This window comes from Lysobacter yangpyeongensis (assembly GCF_042655745.1).
GTDB classification, from domain to species: domain Bacteria; phylum Pseudomonadota; class Gammaproteobacteria; order Xanthomonadales; family Xanthomonadaceae; genus Agrilutibacter; species Agrilutibacter yangpyeongensis.
Genome location: NZ_JBHSNM010000001.1, coordinates 1,211,500 through 1,229,306, shown reverse-complemented (window position 1 = coordinate 1,229,306; position 17,807 = coordinate 1,211,500). Strand labels below are relative to the sequence as shown.

General features: G+C 67.9%; 11 protein-coding genes. 6 read left to right on the top strand and 5 right to left on the bottom strand.

Features of this window, described 5'->3' with window-relative positions:
- The first annotated feature begins 249 nt into the window (after positions 1-249).
- The 5 genes from ACFPN1_RS05200 to ACFPN1_RS05180 all read left to right on the top strand — a co-directional run bounded on the left by ACFPN1_RS05200 (position 250) and on the right by ACFPN1_RS05180 (position 9,165).
- Positions 250-2,334 carry an amidohydrolase family protein gene (locus tag ACFPN1_RS05200; protein WP_386753561.1) on the top strand — a complete coding sequence of 695 codons (2,085 nt, stop codon included), beginning with the start codon at positions 250-252 and terminating at the stop codon, positions 2,332-2,334.
- A 478-nt stretch (positions 2,335-2,812) separates the two neighbouring features.
- On the top strand, positions 2,813-5,104 hold the full coding sequence (locus ACFPN1_RS05195; RefSeq protein WP_386753559.1) for a TonB-dependent receptor: 2,292 nt from the start codon (positions 2,813-2,815) through the stop codon (positions 5,102-5,104).
- Positions 5,105-5,248: 144 nt separating this feature from the next.
- Positions 5,249-5,731, top strand: coding sequence for a glutathione peroxidase (locus ACFPN1_RS05190; protein ID WP_386753557.1), 483 nt, complete (start codon positions 5,249-5,251; stop codon positions 5,729-5,731).
- On the top strand, positions 5,728-6,126 hold the full coding sequence (locus tag ACFPN1_RS05185) for a hypothetical protein (protein WP_386753555.1): 399 nt from the start codon (positions 5,728-5,730) through the stop codon (positions 6,124-6,126). The genes ACFPN1_RS05190 and ACFPN1_RS05185 overlap by 4 nt, the downstream gene beginning before the upstream one ends.
- A 93-nt stretch (positions 6,127-6,219) precedes the next feature.
- Complete coding sequence (locus ACFPN1_RS05180; protein WP_386753553.1) at positions 6,220-9,165, top strand: bifunctional diguanylate cyclase/phosphodiesterase; 2,946 nt, start codon at positions 6,220-6,222, stop codon at positions 9,163-9,165.
- A gap of 99 nt (positions 9,166-9,264) precedes the next feature.
- On the opposite strand, the gene ACFPN1_RS05175 is transcribed toward ACFPN1_RS05180, so the two are convergent.
- Positions 9,265-10,473 (bottom strand): acyltransferase family protein, encoded by a 1,209-nt coding sequence (locus tag ACFPN1_RS05175; RefSeq protein ID WP_386753551.1) that lies wholly within the window; start codon positions 10,471-10,473, stop codon positions 9,265-9,267.
- A gap of 152 nt (positions 10,474-10,625) precedes the next feature.
- Here ACFPN1_RS05175 and ACFPN1_RS05170 point away from each other — a divergent pair, with 152 nt between their 5' ends.
- Positions 10,626-11,522, top strand: a complete 897-nt coding sequence (locus tag ACFPN1_RS05170; protein WP_386753549.1) for a LytTR family DNA-binding domain-containing protein — start codon at positions 10,626-10,628, stop codon at positions 11,520-11,522.
- Between the two features lie 294 nt (positions 11,523-11,816).
- On the opposite strand, the gene ACFPN1_RS05165 is transcribed toward ACFPN1_RS05170, so the two are convergent.
- The 4 genes from ACFPN1_RS05165 to ACFPN1_RS05150 form a co-directional block, all read right to left on the bottom strand.
- On the bottom strand, positions 11,817-12,626 hold the full coding sequence (locus tag ACFPN1_RS05165) for a ferredoxin--NADP reductase (protein ID WP_386753547.1): 810 nt from the start codon (positions 12,624-12,626) through the stop codon (positions 11,817-11,819).
- Between the two features lie 215 nt (positions 12,627-12,841).
- A complete protein-coding gene (locus tag ACFPN1_RS05160) occupies positions 12,842-14,512 on the bottom strand; it encodes an ABC1 kinase family protein (protein ID WP_386753546.1) in 1,671 nt (556 codons plus the stop codon).
- Between the two features lie 55 nt (positions 14,513-14,567).
- Complete coding sequence (locus ACFPN1_RS05155; protein ID WP_386753544.1) at positions 14,568-15,770, bottom strand: PQQ-dependent sugar dehydrogenase; 1,203 nt, start codon at positions 15,768-15,770, stop codon at positions 14,568-14,570.
- Between the two features lie 140 nt (positions 15,771-15,910).
- Positions 15,911-17,797, bottom strand: coding sequence for an ABC transporter ATP-binding protein (locus tag ACFPN1_RS05150; protein ID WP_386753542.1), 1,887 nt, complete (start codon positions 17,795-17,797; stop codon positions 15,911-15,913).
- Positions 17,798-17,807 lie beyond the last annotated feature (10 nt).

Below are 17,807 nucleotides of genomic sequence, written 5' to 3'. Positions count from 1 at the left end.
ACGCTCGGGGGAAACGGAATGTCCTGCTCGTTCGATGCCTCAAGGCATTTTCCGTTCGTCCGGCCCGCAGAACCCGTTCGTCCTGAGCGTAGCGCCGAAGGCGCTAAGTCGAAGCACAGGCGCCGAGTCGAAAGACCCGCGACAAGAAAAATGTGATCCCTGCGCCGCCACGGACCAACCTTCGGCCCAGGCAATCGCCCGCATTTGCGGCCATGCTGCCCGTCCATTCGACCGACAAGGAACACCGGGATGAAACGCGTATTGGCCCTGTCCCTGGCGATGGTCCTCGCCAGCCCCGCCTTCGCCGCAGAAACGCTGCGCTACGTCGCCCTCGTCGACAACGGCAAGGAAGCCGGCCACCAGGTGGTGACCACCGGCGATGACGGCGTGACCCGCGTCGACTTCGTCTTCAAGGACAACGGCCGCGGCCCCGAGCTGAAGGAAGAATTCAAGCTCGCGCCCGACGGCACCTTCACCAGCTACCACGTCACCGGCACCACCACCTTCGGCGCGCCGGTGGACGAGTCCTTCGGTCGCGACGGCAACAAGGTCTGGTGGAAGTCCACCTCCGACCACGGCGAACAGACCGTCGACGGCACCGCGCTGTATTCGCCGCTGGGCGGATCGCCAGCCGGCTTCTCGGTCGCCTTCGCCGCGCTGGCCAGGCGTCCCGACGGCAAGTTGCCGCTGATTCCCAGCGGCACGATGAGTACGCGCAAGGTCGCCGAAGCCGATGTCAGCAACGGCAAGGAATCGCGCAAGGTCCAGTTGCTCGCGATCACCGGCGTCGGCCTGACGCCGACGTTCGCGTGGGCTACCGAAGAGGACACGCCGCGACTGTTCGCGTTCATCGTGCCGGGCTTCGTGCAGCTGGTCGAAGAAGGCTGGGGCAACAGCGCCGCCGCGCTGGAAACCCGGCAGAAACAGGCCGAAACCGAAACGCTGGTCGCCTTCCAGAAGCGCCTCGCCCATCCACTCGACGGCAGCACGCTGATCCGCAACGCGCGCGTGTTCGACAGCGAGCACGCGAAGCTCGGGCCGGCCTCCGACGTGCTGGTGCGCGATGGCCGCATCGTCTCCGTCGGCAAGACCGGCGGCGCGGCGAAGGCCGACAACGTCATCGACGCCGGCGGGCGCGTGCTGCTGCCGGGCCTGTTCGACATGCACACGCACATCGGTCGCTGGGACGGCGGACTCAACATCGCCACCGGCGTCACCACGGTGCGCGACATGGGCAACGACAACGCCACCCTGCAGCAGATCATCGCCGAGGAGAAGGCGGGCACGCTGCTGGCGACGCGGATCGTGCCGGCGGGTTTCATCGAGGGCGAGAGCCCGATGTCGGCGCGCAACGGCTTCGTCATCAAGAACCTGGACGAGGCGAAGAAGGCCGTCGACTGGTACGCGGAACACGGCTATCCGCAGGTGAAGATCTACAACTCGTTCCCGAAGGACATCCTGCGCGAAACGGCCGCCTACGCGCACAGCAAGGGCCTGCGCGTGAGCGGGCACATTCCGGCGTTCCTGCGCGCGGAGGAGGCGGTCGAGCGCGGCTACGACGAGATCCAGCACATCAACCAGGTGATGCTGAATTTCCTCGTCGACGACAAGACCGACACGCGCACCCTGGTGCGGTTCTACCTGCCCGCGGAAAAGGTCGCGGACATGGATTTCGACAGCAAGCCGTACCAGGACTTCATCGCGATGCTGGCGAAGAAGCAGATCGTGGTCGATCCCACGCTGTCCACGTTCGAATACTGGCGCCAGCGCCCTGGCGACATGACCGAGAGCTACGCGCCGATCGCCGACCACATGCCGCCGGACGTGCAGCGTGGCCTGCGCGTGGCCGAGATGAAGATCCCGGACGAGGCGACCGCGCAGCGTTACGACAAGTCGTTCCGGAAGATGGTCGACTTCGTCGGCCGCATGTACCGGGCGGGCGTGCCGATCGTGGCCGGCACCGACGCGTTGCCGGGCTTCACCGTGCAGAGCGAACTGGAGTGGTACGTCCGCGCCGGGCTGACCCCGTCGCAGGTGCTGCAGATCGCGACCTGGAACGGCGCGAAGTACACCCGTACCCTCGATGACCGCGGCTCGATCACCCCGGGCAAGCTGTCCGACCTGGTGCTGATCGACGGCGATCCGACCACGGACATCTCCGATATCCGCAAGGTCGCGATGGTGCTGAAGGGCGACACGGTCTATTACCCGAGCGAGATCTTCGATGCGATGGGGATCAAGCCGTTTGCGACGCCGGTGAAAGTGACGGCTCCTGAGAACGTCTTCCTCTCTTCTCCCCGCACAGCTGGGAGAAGAGGTCCGAAGGACAGATGAGGGGCGGCGAGCGCAGCGAGCTGCTGGTGCTCCTGTCGTTCAGAAGGGAGGAGCGACGGCTCGCTGCGCTCGCGCCGTAGTCGGGATTCCTCTTCTCCCCGTGCAACGGGGAGAAGATGTCCGAAGGACAGATGAGGGGCGGCGAGCGCAGCGAGCTGCTGTTGCTCTTGCTGTTCAGAAGGGAAGGGCGACGGCTCGCTGCGCTCGCTTCCCCTCATCCGCCCCTGCGGGGCACCTTCTCCCCGCCAGCGGGTAGAAGGGGATGGCAGGGCCTTTCGCTGCGTCGCAGGCCCCCGTCGATACCTGGTCGTACGGAGCTTTAACCATGCGGTAACATTTGCCGGCTCCGAACGAAGCGCCAGGCGGGACCCTCCCGCATCGGCCATCAGGGGATGGCCCGTCAGCCGCCGATTGCGCCCAGACGCAACGGCTTCCTCGAATCCGGTGGCCGGTGGCCGCCACTCCCGTGAGACCGACCATGTCTGCCAAGCCGCTGCACGCCCGTCAGCTGTCCCGCCATGCGCTGGCCGCCGCCATCGCCATGCTGCTCCCCGCGCACGCCGCCCTGGCCCAGGAAGCGGCCACCCCCGCCGAAAAGGCCGCCACCCTCGACGCCGTGCAGGTCACCGCGCAGCGCAAGGTCGAGAACATCCAGGACGTACCGGTCTCCGTCAGCACCGTAAGCGGCGAGAAGCTGGACGCGCTCGCCTCCGGCGGCACCGACGTGCGTTACCTGTCCGGCCGCGTTCCCAGCCTCAACATCGAATCCTCGTTCGGCCGCGCCTTCCCGCGCTTCTACATCCGCGGCTACGGCAACACCGACTTCCGCCTCAACACCTCGCAGCCGGTGTCGCTGGTCTATGACGACATCGTGCAGGAGAACCCGATCCTCAAGGGCTTCCCGGTGTTCGACGTCGACCAGGTCGAAGTGCTGCGCGGCCCGCAGGGCTCGCTGTTCGGCCGCAACAGCCCGGCCGGCGTGGTCAAGTTCGAATCCGTGCGCCCGAGCCAGGAATTCAGCGGCTACGGCAAGGTCGGCTACGGCAGCGACAACATGTGGAACGTGGAAGGCGCCGTCGGCGGTGGCCTGAGCGAGAACTGGTCGGCCCGCGCGTCGGTGCTGTACCAGCGCCGCGACGACTGGGTCGACAACACCTATCCGGGCCCGAACGACGGCTTCGAGGGCTACGACGAATCCGCCGCGCGCGTGCAGTTCCTGTACGAAGGCGACGGTTTCGAGGCCCTGCTCAATGCGCACGCGCGCCACCTCAACGGCACCGCGCGCCTGTTCCGCGCCAACATCATCAAGCCGGGCACCAATGATCTCGTCGACGGTTTCGACGAGGACAAGGTCTCGCTCGACGGCGCGAACTATTCCGACCTCGACAGCAAGGGCGCCAATGCCCGCCTGAGCTGGGATCTGGGCAGCTACAAGCTGTACTCGATCACCGGCTTCGAGTCGGTGGAAACCTACAGCCGCGGCGATATCGACGGCGGCTTCGGCGCGGTGTTCCTGCCGGTGTCGGGTCCGGGCGTGATTCCGTTCGCCTCGGAAACGGCCGACGGCATCCCGGATCACTCGCAGTGGACGCAGGAATTCCGCATCGAATCGAACACCGGCACCGCGTTCGACTGGCAGGCCGGCCTGTTCTACTTCAACGAGGACTACGACGTCGAAAGCTTCAGCTACGACTCGCTCAACAACAACGCGCAGGACGGCTACGAGCGCATCAACCAGACCAACGATTCGTGGGCGGTGTTCGGCGCCGCGACCTGGAAGGTCACGCCCAGGTTCGAGCTGCGCGCCGGTGCGCGCTACACGGTCGACAAGAAGGATCTGACGGTCGAGGAATACTTCAACACCGGCTTCGTGCCGTGCGTGCTAAGCGGCAAGTGCACGCTCGACCAGCTGGCGGCGCAGGAACCCGACGGCGACCTGTCCGCGCACCCGGAAGACAAGAAGTTCAGCTGGGACCTGTCCGCCACCTACGCCGTCAATGACGACGTGAACCTGTATGCCCGCGCGGCCACCGGTTATCGCGGCAGCAGCATCCAGGCTGCCGGCGCGTTCAATGCCAAGTCGGTCGCCGGCCCGGAGACCTCGGCGTCGATCGAAGCGGGCGTGAAGGCGGACTTCTGGGACAAGCGTGCGCGCCTCAACGCGGGTCTCTTCTACTACCGCGTGAAGGATCAGCAGCTCACCGCGGTGGGTGGTTCGGCCAACGCCAACATCCTGCTCAATGCCGACAAGACCATCGGCAAAGGCTTCGAGATGGACTTCCAGGCCTACCTGACCGACAACCTGCTGGTGACCTTGGGCAGCAGCTACAACGACACCGAGATCCAGGACGACGACCTCGCCGTGTCGGTGTGCGCCGCCTGCACTGTCACCGATCCGCTGGACGTCAACGGCAAGGCACTCATCGACGGCAACCCGCTCCCGCAATCGCCCAAGTGGACCCACAACCTCACCGCGCGCTGGGGCCTGCCGGTGGGCGACGGCGGTGAGTTCTACGTCTTCACCGACTGGTCGTACCGCAGCGAAGTGAACTTCTTCCTCTACGAGTCGAAGGAATTCACCGGCCAGTCGCTGGTCGAGGGCGGCCTGCGCCTGGGCTACACCTGGGACTACGGCAAGTACGACGTCGCCGTGTTCGGTCGCAACATCACCGACGAGGTCAAGGTGGTGGGCGGCATCGACTTCAACAACCTGACCGGGTTCATCAACGAGCCGCGCACGGTTGGCGTGGAGTTCAAGGCCTCGTTCTGACGCGAGATCGTTGTGGAACCGTGGAACGCCGGGCCCGTCCCGGCGTTTCCTTTTTTGCGCCGCGTGCGATGCACGCAGTCGTATTCGGACCGGGGCTGCGGGAGTATGCTGCGGCCCTCAGTCAATGCCGCCAGGGACGCCGCCATGACCACTGCCTACGACTTCACCGCGACCGACATCGATGGCCAGTCGCGACCGCTCGCGGATTTCCGCGGCAAGGTGCTGCTGATCGTCAACGTCGCTTCGCAATGCGGGTTCACCCCGCAGTACACGGGCCTGGAAAAGCTCTGGCGCGATTACGGTCAGCGCGGTCTGGCGGTGCTCGGCTTTCCCTGCGACCAGTTCGGCCACCAGGAGCCGGGGGACGAAGCGGAGATCCGCAATTTCTGTTCGCTCAACTACGACGTCACCTTCCCCATGTTCGCCAAGATCGACGTCAACGGCGACGGCGCGCATCCGCTGTGGAAGTGGCTGAAGGACGAGAAGGGCGGCTTCCTCGGCATCGATGCGATCAAGTGGAACTTCAGCAAATTTCTGGTCGGTCGCGATGGCAAGGTGATCCGGCGCTACGCGCCGACCGACAAGCCCGAATCGATCGCCCGGGACATCGAAAAGGCGTTGGGGTGAGCGGGATGCCGGCGCAGGGATCGGGCGCTGCATTCCGGGTCGGCTTCAGGCGGGGGCCTGCGCTGCTGCGCGTGCAGGTCAACGGCGAGAGCAACCTCGAGAACACCGTGGCGTACTGGCGCGCGATCGTCGAGGAGTTCGCGCGCGAACCGGCGGCCTCGCTGCTGCTGATCGACGAGTTGCAGGGCGAGCCGCTGACGGAGGGCGAGTGGCTCAGCCTGGTCCAGCAGATGGCGGGGCAGGGCCTGGAAAACGCGCGCATCGCCCACGTCAAGCCGCACGGCCTGCAGCAGATCGAGTACTGCGAGATCTTCGCCCGCGACGCGGGCTTCAATGCGCGCGTGTTCGACGACGAACACGCGGCGGAACTCTGGTTGCGCTACGGCGAAACCTGAGTTGGCGAAATGAAGGGTTAACCCGCCGACAGGCGCACATTCCGGGCGCCATGCGGCGGACGGGGCAGGTGGGCGGGCGTACACTGCCCCGCTATGGCCACGCCAGCCCCGGAGCTCGGGCAGCGCGGCGAAACCGGCATCACCCGGGCAGGGACCGCGCCGACGGCCGATTTCGTGTCCGCGCTGTTCGCCGTGTCCAGCCTCGACGACATCGCGGCTGTCGCCGGACAACGGCTTGAGGCTGCCTTCGGCGCGCGCAACACCCGGCTGGTCTGGTCGCCGCTCGCGGACGGCGCGCCGTCGCCCCAGCCCCTGCAGTGGATGCCCGCCCACGACATCGACGCCGGTGCCGCCGCGTCGGGCTGGCGACGGATCCTCGTCGACCTGGATCTGCACGAGGCCGGCAACCGCCTGTTGCTCGCTTCGGACTGGCCCGCGTCGGATTGCGTGCCGGAGTTCGGCGCCGCGGCCTGGAGCGATTTCCTGGGCGTCCTGCGTGCGCGCCTGCTCACCGTTCTCGAACTGGCCGAGCAGCGCCGGGTCGCGCAGCGCCTGGAAAAGACCGCGAAGCTGCACACCGCGCTGTTCGCCATCGCCGACCTGGCCAGCAGCGAGCTGGACATGCCCGAGATGCTGGCGCGCGTGCACGGCGTCGTCGGCGAACTCATGTACGCGAAGAACTTCTTCATCGCGCTCTACGACGCCGCGCGCAACAGCGTGCGTTTCATCTATTTCGCCGACGAACACGATTCGCTCGTGGTCGATCCGTCGGAGGAGATTCCCGCCGAGGAAATGCGCAGCAGCCTGACGCTTGCGATCATCCGCCACGGGCGGCCGGCGCTGGGGCCATCGCGGGTGCTGCTGGAGGAATTCGGGCTCGACTATCCGGATTCGGACAAGTACGGCCCGGACAGCGCCGACTGGCTGGGCGTGCCGATGGTCGCCGATGGTGCCGTGCGCGGCGCCATCGTGGTGCAGAGCTACGACGAACGCGCGCGTTACACCGAGGAGGACCGGGCGCTGCTCGCCTTCGTCGCGCAGCACATCCTCACCGCGCTGATCCGCAAGCAGGCGCATGGCGAGCTGGAGCGCCGGGTCGAGGAGCGCACGCGTGAACTCACCCGCGAGGTGCGCGAACGCCAGCGTGGCGAAAAGCTGCAGGCTGCGCTGTACAGCATCGCCGACCTCGCCAGCAGCGAGCTCGACATGAGCGAGATGCTCCACCGCATCCACGAAGTCGTCGGCGAGCTGATGTACGCGAAGAATTTCTACATCGCGCTGTACAACGCCGAGCTCGACACGCTGCGCTTTCCCTATCGCGCCGACGAGATGGACCCGGGCCTGGTGCGGCCCGACGAGGAAATCCCGGTCGAGGACCTGCGCAGCAGCCTGACGCTGGGCCTGATCCGGCACGGGCGCACCGCGATGGGCCCCGCGCGCGAAGTGGCGAAGCTGCTCGACGTCCCGGGCGGGATCGGCCTGGGCACGCCGGCCGCCGACTTCCTCGGCGTGCCGATGGTCGGGCAGGGCGAAGTGCGCGGCGTGGTGGTGGTGCAGAGCTACGACACCTCCGTCCACTACACCGAAGAGGATCGCGCACTGCTCGCCTACGTCGCGCAGCACATCCTCACCGCGCTGATGCGCAAGCAGGCGCAGGGGGAACTGGAACGTCGCGTCGAGGACCGCACCCGCGAGCTCGCCGCCGCCGTCAGCGAGCTGCGCGAACAGATCGAGGTGCGCGAGCGCGCCGAGCAGCAGCTGGTGCACGAAACCCTGCACGACTCGCTGACAGGCTTGCCCAACCGCACCTTCCTCTACGGCGCGATCGAGCGCGCGCTGGCGCGCCTGCAGCGCGATCCGGATCACCGCTTCGCGGTGCTGTTCCTCGACCTGGACCGCTTCAAGATCATCAACGACAGTGTCGGCCATCTTTCCGGCGACCAGATGCTGCGCCAGGCCAGCGAGCGCCTCGCTGCCTGCGTGCGCGATTCCGACGTCGTCGCGCGGCTGGGCGGCGACGAGTTCGCGCTGCTGATGGAGGACGTGCAGCTGCCCGAAGACGCCTGCCATACCGCGCAACGCGTCATCCAGGCGCTGAGCGAACCGATGTACATCGGCGGGAAGGAACTGTTCACCTCCGCCAGCATCGGCATCACGCTGGGCAGTCCGCGCTACCACAAGGCCGAGGAACTGCTGCGCGATGCCGACGTGGCCATGTACCGCGCCAAGGCGCACGGACGCCACCGCTTCGAGATCTTCGACGAACGCCTGCACCAGGAAGCGCTGCAACTGCTCGACCTGGAAGTCGACCTGCGCCGCGCGATCCTGCGCGACGAGTTCGAACCGCATTACCAGCCGATCGTGGATCTGCGCAGCGGCAAGGTCGCCGGCTACGAGGCGCTGCTGCGCTGGCGGCGCCCCGGCAGCGCGCTGATGCTGCCGGGCGAGTTCCTCAAGGTCGCCGAGGACAGTGGCAGCGTCGAGCAGATCGACTGGCGCCTGTTCGAGCACGCCTGCCGCGAGATCGAGACGCTGGTCGGCGACGGCGGCTACGTCACCATCAATGTGTCGCCGCGCCATTTCCGCTCGCCGGCGCTGGCGCGGCAGTTGCTCGACCTGCTCGACGCCTACGAGGTACCGCCGCAGCGGCTGCGCGTGGAGCTCACCGAGGGCGCGCTGCTGGAGAACCCCGACCAGGTCTTCGCCACGCTCGACACCCTGCGCCGCGGCGGCGTGCTGGCGGCGCTCGACGACTTCGGCACCGGCTATTCCTCGCTCAGCTACCTGCATCGCTTCCCGCTGCATGCCCTGAAGATCGACCGCTCCTTCGTCAGCGCGCTGGTGCCCGGCGAGGGCGGCAGCGTCGCGGTGGTGCGCGCCGTGCTCGCGTTGGCGAACACGCTCGGCATGGAAGTGATCGCGGAAGGCATCGAAACCGAGGCGCAGCGCGACTGCCTGCTGGCGATCGGCTGCGAACAGGGCCAGGGCTTCCTGTTCTCGCGGGCCAGGCCTGCCTCCGACTGGAGACGGTCCCCGTAGGAGCGGGTCCTGCCCGCGACCGGAGATCCTGCTGCGGCGGTCGCGGGCGTGGCCTGCTCTTACGGACTGCTTCTTGCGCCTTGTCGCGGGCGTGGCCCGCTACGGGCGCGATCGGCCGGCCCAGGCGAGGCGGGGCCACGCACGACCGGCCGGCGCCGGTGGCAGTGCCTTCATGCCGAAGCAGGGACGCAGCCAGCGCACGCGGCGGATCAAGAAGGTGTGCAGCAGCCAGCAACCGGCGACGGTGCCTGCGATCAGCAGCAGCGGTTCGGTCACCGCGCCCAGGTGCAGCGGCAGCAGCCAGTAGCCGATCAGCAGGATCAGGCTCTGGTGCAGCACGTACCACGGATACACCGCTTCGTTCGCCCACGGCAGCCAGCGGAATGGCCGGTCGAGGCAGGCCTTGGCCCAGCCCAGGATCGCGCACAGCGCCGTCCAGATGTACAGGTTGCGCAGCGTGCGGCCGACCCAGCCCAGCCATTCGGGCGCATCGTCGGGCAGGACGAACACCAGCGTCAGGTAGATCGCCACCAGCGTCGTCGCGATGCCCAGCGAGCGCTTGCGCAGGCGCACGAGTTCATCCCACACGCCCTCGGCCGAGCCCAGCCACCAGCCGTAGAGGAAGACGGTGAAATACAGCGCGTGCCGGTACCAGTCGTGGATCAGGTCGCCGGTGTCCTCGAACAGCGGCTGCAGCGTCAGCGTGTATGCCAGCAGCGGCAGGGCCGGCAGCACCAGCAACCAGCCGCCACGCAGGCGCGTGAACGGATTGGGCAGGCGGCGCAGCACCGGCAACAGCGCGGCGAACACCATCGTGTAGCACCACAGGTAGATCAGGTACCACAGGTGGTTCCAGGTGAAGCCATGCTCCCAGCCGTCGAAGGCGCCGGCCGGCCACTGGCGCTTGTGCCCGAAGTAGTCGGCAAGGAAGCGCAGGTAACCCGGTTCCACCGCGCCGTTGGCGACGCCCTGCACGTAGGGCTGGACCGGAACGACCACCAGGCAGCCGAAAACCAGTGGCAACAGCAACCGCCAGCTACGCTGGCCGACGAAGCGGCGCAGTGCCGTGCCACGCAGCAGGAAATGCACCGACAGGCCGGAGATCAGGAAGATCAGGTCCATCCGCCACCGGTTCACGATCAGCATCGGGACCTGCAGCCATTCGGCCAGGTGGGTGCTCTTGAGGTGCCAGCCCCAGTCCTCGCCGGCCACGTAGAACATGCCGCAGTGGTAGAGGATGAGCAGGGCGAAGGCGAGGGCGCGCAGGGCGTCGATGTCGTGGCGCCGGGTGGGCGAGGGCGGTTGCATGGCGGTCTCCGGGTCGTCGGTGGCGCCACGATCGATTGGCGCGCCGCGCGCTGCGACCGGTAAGTGATTGATTGCAGGGCGCCAGGGACGAATCGCGGAGCCGCGGGACGAAGCGGGACGGATTCCGGGCGCGCCTGCGCGAGAATGCGCGGATGAATTCGCAACCGACGACCCCGGCCCCTTCCACGGACCAGCTCTGGCAGCGGTACCAGCCCTGGCGCAGGATGGCCGAGTGGGGGTTCTGGATCGTCAGCTACCTGGTCGGCGCCGCGACCAACAGCGTCACGGCGCTGATGGACATCCGGCGCGCCGGGCTGGACTTCGCCGCCTGGGAACCGGCCGTGTGGGAGTGGAGCAGCCACCTGGTCGCCCTGGCGCTGGTGCCGGCGGTGCTCTGGTACACCCGCCGCTTCCCGCTGCATTTCGACACCTGGCGCCGCAACCTGCCATGGCTGGCGGTGGGCAGCGTGGGCTGGTCGCTACTGCACATCGCCGGGATGGTGGCGCTGCGCAAGGCGGTCTACGTGACACAGGGCTATCACTACGACGGCGGGCCCTGGGAGCGCACGTTCCTGTACGAGTACCTGAAGGACGTGCGGCAATTCGCCGGACTGGTCGTCCTGATCGAAGGCTATCGGCTGCTGATCCGCCGGCTCCAGGGCGAAGCGAGCCTGCTCGCCCCGGCCGACGATGCACCGCTGCCGGACCAGCCCGAGCGGCCGGAGCGGTTCCTGGTGCGCAAGCTGGGCAAGGAGTTCCTGATCGCCGCGGCCGAGGTCGAATGGCTGCAGGCCGCCGGCAACTACGTGAACCTGCACGTGCGCGGCCGCGATTACCCGTTGCGGACGACGATGGCGGCGATCGAGTCGCAACTGGACCCGGCGCGCTTCGTGCGCGTGCACCGCAGCTACATCGTCAACCTGGACTGCGTGGGCGAGATCGAGCCGCTGGACACCGGCGATGCGCGCATCGCGATGCGCGACGGGATGCAGATTCCGTGCAGCCGGACGTATCGGGATGCGCTGCGGCCGGAGCGGCGGGCGGCGTGACACGTCCCCTCACCCTGCTTCGCTGCGCGAAGCGGTCCCTCTCCCCGCCAGCGGGGCGAGGGAGATCGCTGCGGGCGAGGGAGATAGGTGCGGGGCGAGGGAGATAGGTGCGGGGCGAGGGAGATAGGTGCGGGGCGAGGGAGATAGCTGCGGGGCGAGGGAGATAGCTGCGGGGCGAGGGAGCTCCACCTTCCTTCTCCCCGCGTGCGGGGAGAAGGTGGCGCGTAGCGCCGGATGAGGGGCGCGCGGCGCAGCCGCGCGATATCGCGCGATATAACGCGCCAGCGCGCCGCGCTACTTCTCCACGAAGGCGCGCTCGAACACGTACTGCCCGAGCGTCCCGATCCGCGGCGCGGCGGTAAACCCGCGCTCATCCAGCAAGGAACGGAAATCCGCCAGCATCTGCGGGCTGCCGCAGATCATCGCCCGGTCGTGCTGCGCATCCAGCGGTTCGATGCCGAGCTGCTCCATCATCCGGCCGCTCGCCATCAGGTCGGTGAGGCGACCGCGCTGGTCGTGGCCGTCGAACACGAACTCCTCGCGCGACACCGCCGGGTAGTACTTCAGCTTCGCGCTGATCTGTTCGCCGAGGAATTCATGCCGCGGCAGTTCGTTGACGATGTAGTCGCGGTACGCCAGGTCCTGCGCGTTGCGCACGCCGTGGCAAAGCACGACCTTGTCGAAGCGCTCGTACGTCTCCGGATCCTTGATCACCGCCAGCCACGGCGCGAAGCCGGTGCCGGTGCCCAGCAGGTAGAGGTTGCGGCCGGGATGCAGGTCGGAAATCAGCAGCGTGCCGGTCGGCTTGCGCCCGATCAGCACCGTGTCGCCGGGCTTGATGTCCTTCAGGCGCGAGGTCAGCGGGCCGTTGGGCACCTTGATGCTGAAGAACTCCAGCTGTTCTTCCCAGTTCGCACTCGCGATCGAATACGCGCGCAGCAGCGGTTTCGTGCTGCCGTCCGCCTGCGGGACCTGCAGGCCGATCATCACGAACTGGCCGTTGTCGAAGCGGAAGCCGTCGTCTCGGGTGGTGGTGAAGCTGAAGTAGGCGTCCGTCCAGTGACGGACATCCAGCACGGTTTCGGTGCCGAAGGCGGAGGACATGGGGAAGGGGACGTACTGCGTGGGTGCCCATTTTAGCCGACGCCCGGGCTTGTCCCGCCGCACGGCACGGCCCGCTCCCACGGTCAGCGACGGTCGCATGCGCCGCCGCCCGTAGGAGCGCCCCATGGGCGCGACCACACGCCTCGTCGCACGTCCCGCGTCGCACGTCGCGGGCATGGCCCGCTCCAGCTACCGCATCGGCGCGAACACGCCCGCTAGCGCGGCCCCGATTCCTCCCGCGGCCTGGCCTTGCGATCGCGCAGCAGCGCGCTCACCACGATGCCCACCCCCAGCGCCGCCGCCAGCAGGAACAGCACCAGCGCCAGCGCCGGATAGCCGAACAGCCGCGCCGTGGTCTCGATCCGCATGATCATCGCCGCCGCCACGATCAGCGCCGCGACGATCAACCCCGTGGTGATGCGGTTGGCGATCTTCTGCAGGTTCTCCATCAGCCGCGATTCCTCCAGGCCGCGGATGCGCACCTGGAAGCGGTTGTCGGCGAGCAGCGACAGCATGTCCGACAGCTTGCGCGGGGCCTCGCGCGTGAGCGCCTGCAGATCCATCAGCTCGCTCGCCACGCGGTGCGGTGCCAGCGAGCGCCGCAGCCGTTCGCCCATCACCGAATCCAGATGCCGGTCGACGACGTGCTTCATGTCCACGCGTGGATCAAGCGCGCGGCAGGTGGTTTCCAGGTGCGCCAGCGTCTTGCCCAGCAGGCTCAGCTCGGAGGGCGAGCGCAGACCGCAGGCGGTGCTGACGCGCACGATGTCGAACAACAGCCGGCTCTCGCTCGCCGACGCGCTGGGATGCGCCGCGTAGCGGGCCACCAGCTGGCCGACTTCGCGCATGAAACGCTCTTCCTCGAAGTCCTCCAGCCGCGTGCCCATCGCGATCGCCTCGCGCGCGGCTTCCTCGCCGCGCCCATCGACGGCGGCGAACAGCAGACGGAACAGGCGATCGCGTTGCCGCGGCGGCACGTGGACCACCATGCCCAGGTCGAACAGCGCGAGCCGGCCGTCGTCGGTCACCAGCAGGTTGCCCGGGTGCGGATCGGCGTGGATGTCGCCGTACACCAGCACCTGGTCGAGGTAACCGCGCAGCAGCGCCTCGGCGAGGTCGCGCACGTCGTGCTCGGTGCGGAACAGGCCGCTCAGCTCGGTGACCTTGTGCCCCGTCACCAGGTCCATGGTCAGCACGCGTCGCGCGCTGAAATTCCACAGCGGCGCGGGAATGAATATCTCGGGGTAGTCGCTGAAGTGCCGGCTGAAGCGGGCGAGGTTTTCCGCCTCGCAGCCGTAATCGAGTTCGAGCAGCAGCGCCTTGCGGAATTCGTGCACCCAGTCGGCGAAGTGCACGCGCCGCCCCACGCGCGTGGCGGTGTCCGCGCGCGCAGCGATCGCCGCGAGCGCGTCCAGGTCGGTCTGGATCACGGTGCTGATGTCGGGCCGCTGCACCTTGACCGCGACCGCGCGGCCGTCGCGCAGGGTTGCGCGATGCACCTGCGCGAGCGAGGCGCTGCCCAGCGGCACGTCGTCGAAGGTTTCGAACAGGTGCCCGGGACGCACGCCCAGTTCGGCCTCGATCACCGCACGGATCTGTTCGGCCGGTACCGGCGATACGTTGTCCTGCGTGCGTTCCAGCGCGGCGAGATAGGCCGGCGGCACCAGGTCGGGCCGGGTCGACAGCGCCTGTCCGAACTTGATGAAGGTGGGGCCGAGCGCCTCGAGGTCGGCGACGAACTCCTCCGGCTTGCCGGCGATCTCCGGCACGGTGCCGTCGTTGACGCTGTCGAGGTCGAGCCCGGTGAATACACCGGCCCCGCGATACTTGAGCAGGAAGCGGAGGATCCGCGCGGTGCGCGCGAGTCCGGCAGTGGCATCGCCCATGGCCATCGACCCCGTTGTCTGCACGCAGCCTAGTACCGGCGATGTAAAGGCGTGTTCACCGCGGCGGGCGCAGGCGCAAGAGCTTGCCGTCGGCTTCGTCCGTCAGCACGTACACGTCGCCGTCCGGACCCACGCGCACGTCGCGGATGCGCGCGCCCAGTTCCTTGAGCAGGCGCTCCTCGCCGACGATGCGATCGCCGTCGAGCGAGAGGCGGATCAGGCTGCCGTCGGCCAGTGCGCCCACGAACAGGCTGTTGTTCCACTTCGATGCCGGCCGGTCGACCAGGAAGGCCATGCCGGACACCGCGGGCGACTTGGCCCAGACGTAGTGCGGCTGTTCCATGCCGGGCGCGGAAGTGCCTACCGCCTCGGAAATCGGGAAGCCGGAGTAGTCGATCCCGTGCGTGATGATCGGCCAGCCGTAGTTCCTGCCGGCTTCGGGAATGTTGATCTCGTCGCCGCCGCGCGGTCCATGCTCGCTCTGCCATACCTTGCCGGTGCGGGGATCGGTGGCCAGGCCCTGCATGTTGCGATGGCCGTAGCTCCAGATCTCCGGTCGCGCGCCTTTGCGACCGGCGAAGGGATTGTCCTGCGGCACGCTGCCATCGAGGTTGAGGCGCACCAGCTTGCCCTGCAGCATGTCGAGCTGCTGCGCGCGCGGACGGTAGGTGCGTTCGCCCTGGCTGATGAAGACGTGGCCACCGCTGCCCGGCGGGATGCCGTCGAAGGCGATGCGCGAGCCGAAGTGGTTGCCGCCTTCGAGCTTGGGTTGCTGGCGGTAGATGACCTTGACGTTTTCGAGCGACGTCGCGCCCAGCGTCGCGCTGGCGACCGCCGTGCCCGCCGTGTCGTCGGCGCCGGGCTCGGCATAGCTCAGGTAGATCCGCCGGCTGCTTTTGAAATCGGGCGCGAGCACGACGTCGAGCAGACCGCCCTGGCCTTCGGCGAAGACCTCGGGCACGCCCGCCAACGGTTTCGACAACGCACCGTCCGCACCGACCCGGCGCAGGCGTCCCGGTCGCTCGGTGACGAGATAGCCGCCCGCGGGCAACAGCGCCACCGCCCACGGATGCTCGAGCCCGCTGGCGATGGTGCTGACTTCCACGTCGCCGAGTTCGCTGGCGACCCTTCGCGAAGCGTGGCCCTGCGCTGATCCGGAGGTCGTATCGACTGTCGCGGCGCCAGCGTCGGGCTGCGCGCCGCATGCAGCGAGTGCTGCAGCCAGTGCCAACGGGGGGCAGGCGAGCGGCAGGCGCATGGGAACCTCCTGGAAGCAACGGTGCGCCCAATGATGCCCCACGCCCCGCGCACGCGATGTGCACCGCCGTCGTACACCCGCAGGAGGGGTCATGCACGCGATTCGAGGCGCGCGCGTGCAATCGCGCCCACGGGGCGCTCCTACCGGTATCCCGCTGCCTGCAATTCGAACAACTCGGCGTAGCGGCCGCCCTGCGCCATCAGCTCGTGGTGGGTGCCGCTCGCTTCGAGGCGGCCTTCGTTGAGCACCAGGATCCGGTCCGCCATGCGCACGCTGCTGAACCGGTGCGAGATCAACACCGCGGTGCGCTCGTCCGACAGTTCCTTGAAGCGCTGGAACACCTCGAATTCGCTGCGCGCGTCCAGCGCCGCGGTCGGCTCGTCGAGGATCATCACCTGCGCGTCGCGCATGTACGCGCGCGCGATGGCGATCTTCTGCCACTGGCCGCCGGAGAGATCCACGCCGCTCTTGAAGCGGCGCCCGATCAGCTGGTCGTAGCCGTGGGGCAGGGCGTCGATCACCTGGTCCGCCATCGCGCGATGCGCGGCGGCGCGGATGCGGTCGCGGTCGTACATCGCCTCGATGCGGCCGACACCGATGTTCTCGCCGGCGGTGAGGTGGTAGCGGACGAAATCCTGGAAGATGACGCCGATGTTCGCGCGCAGTTCGTCGAGGTCGTACTCGCGCAGGTCGCGGCCGTCGAGCAGGATGCGCCCTTCGTCGGGGTCGTACAGGCGCGCGAGCAGCTTGACCAGGGTGGTCTTGCCGGCGCCGTTCTCGCCGACCAGCGCCAGCACCTCGCCCGCGCGCAGTTCGAAGTCGAGGCCGCGCAGCGCCCAGCGTTCCGCATCCGGATAACGGAAGCCGACGTTCTCGAACACGAAGCCCCTGGTGATCGGCTGCGGAATCGCCACCGGATTCGCGGGCGAGTGGATCTCCGGCCGGATCTCGAAGAACGAGAACAGGTCATCCAGGTACAGCGCCTGGCCCGCCACCTGCGAGAACCCGACCAGCAGCCCTTCCAGCAACTGGCGCAGGCGCAGGAAGCTGCCGGCGAGGAAGGTCAGGTCGCCGATGCTGAAGTCGCCCTTCACCGTGCGCCACGCGATATAGGCGTAGGCGACGTAGTAACCCAGCGTGCCCAGCGCCGCGAGCAGCGTGCCCCAGAACGCGCGGCGTCGCGCCAGCTTGCGGTTGGCGTGGAAGAACCGGTCCGACAGTTCGCGGAAGCGCGTGATGAAGAAGCGATTGAGGTTGAAGATCTTCACCTCCTTCGCCGTTTCCACGCTCGCGCCCATCTGGCGGATGTATTCGAGCTGGCGCCGCTCCGGGGTCCACTGGAAATTCAGCGAATAGCCCAGCGCATTGAAATGCGCCTCGCCGACGAAGGCAGGCACCAGCGCGATCGCCAGCAGCACGATCAGCCACGGCGCGTACACCAGCAGGCCAGCGGCGAAGCTCGCCACCGTGATCGCGTCCTGCACCTGGCCGAACAGCTGGCTCATCAGGTTCATGCGCCCCATCGTCTGGCGACGCGCGCGATCGAGCTTGTCCTGCAGGTCCGGATCCTCGAAGTCCTCCAGGTCCAGCGTCGCCGCGTGTTCCATCAGCTTCACGCTGGTGGCGTTGGTGAACAGCTCCGACAGCAACGCGTCGCCATAGCTGATCAGTCGTCCGAGCAGGTCCGAGCCGATCGCCAGCGCGAGTTCGGCGCCGAGCAGCCAGAGCAGATGCGCGAGCTGGCCGCTTTGCCACGCGGCCATCAGCGATCCGTACGCGGTGCCGAGGCCGACCAGCCGTACGGCTTCGTCGATGATCAGCTTGCCGATGTACAACGTCGCCACCGGCAGGAAGGCGCGCACCAGGCGCAGCCCCAGCGTGGTCAATGTCAGTGCGGGGCTGGTCGCCCAGATCTGGCGGAGGAAGGGCGGAAGGTTGCGCAGCGCATTGAAGCGGTCGCGCAGGCTGGGATTGCCGGCAGGCCGGGAGCGCGTGCCGGCCGCGGACGGATCGGATGAGGCGGCCATGCGCGCAGTG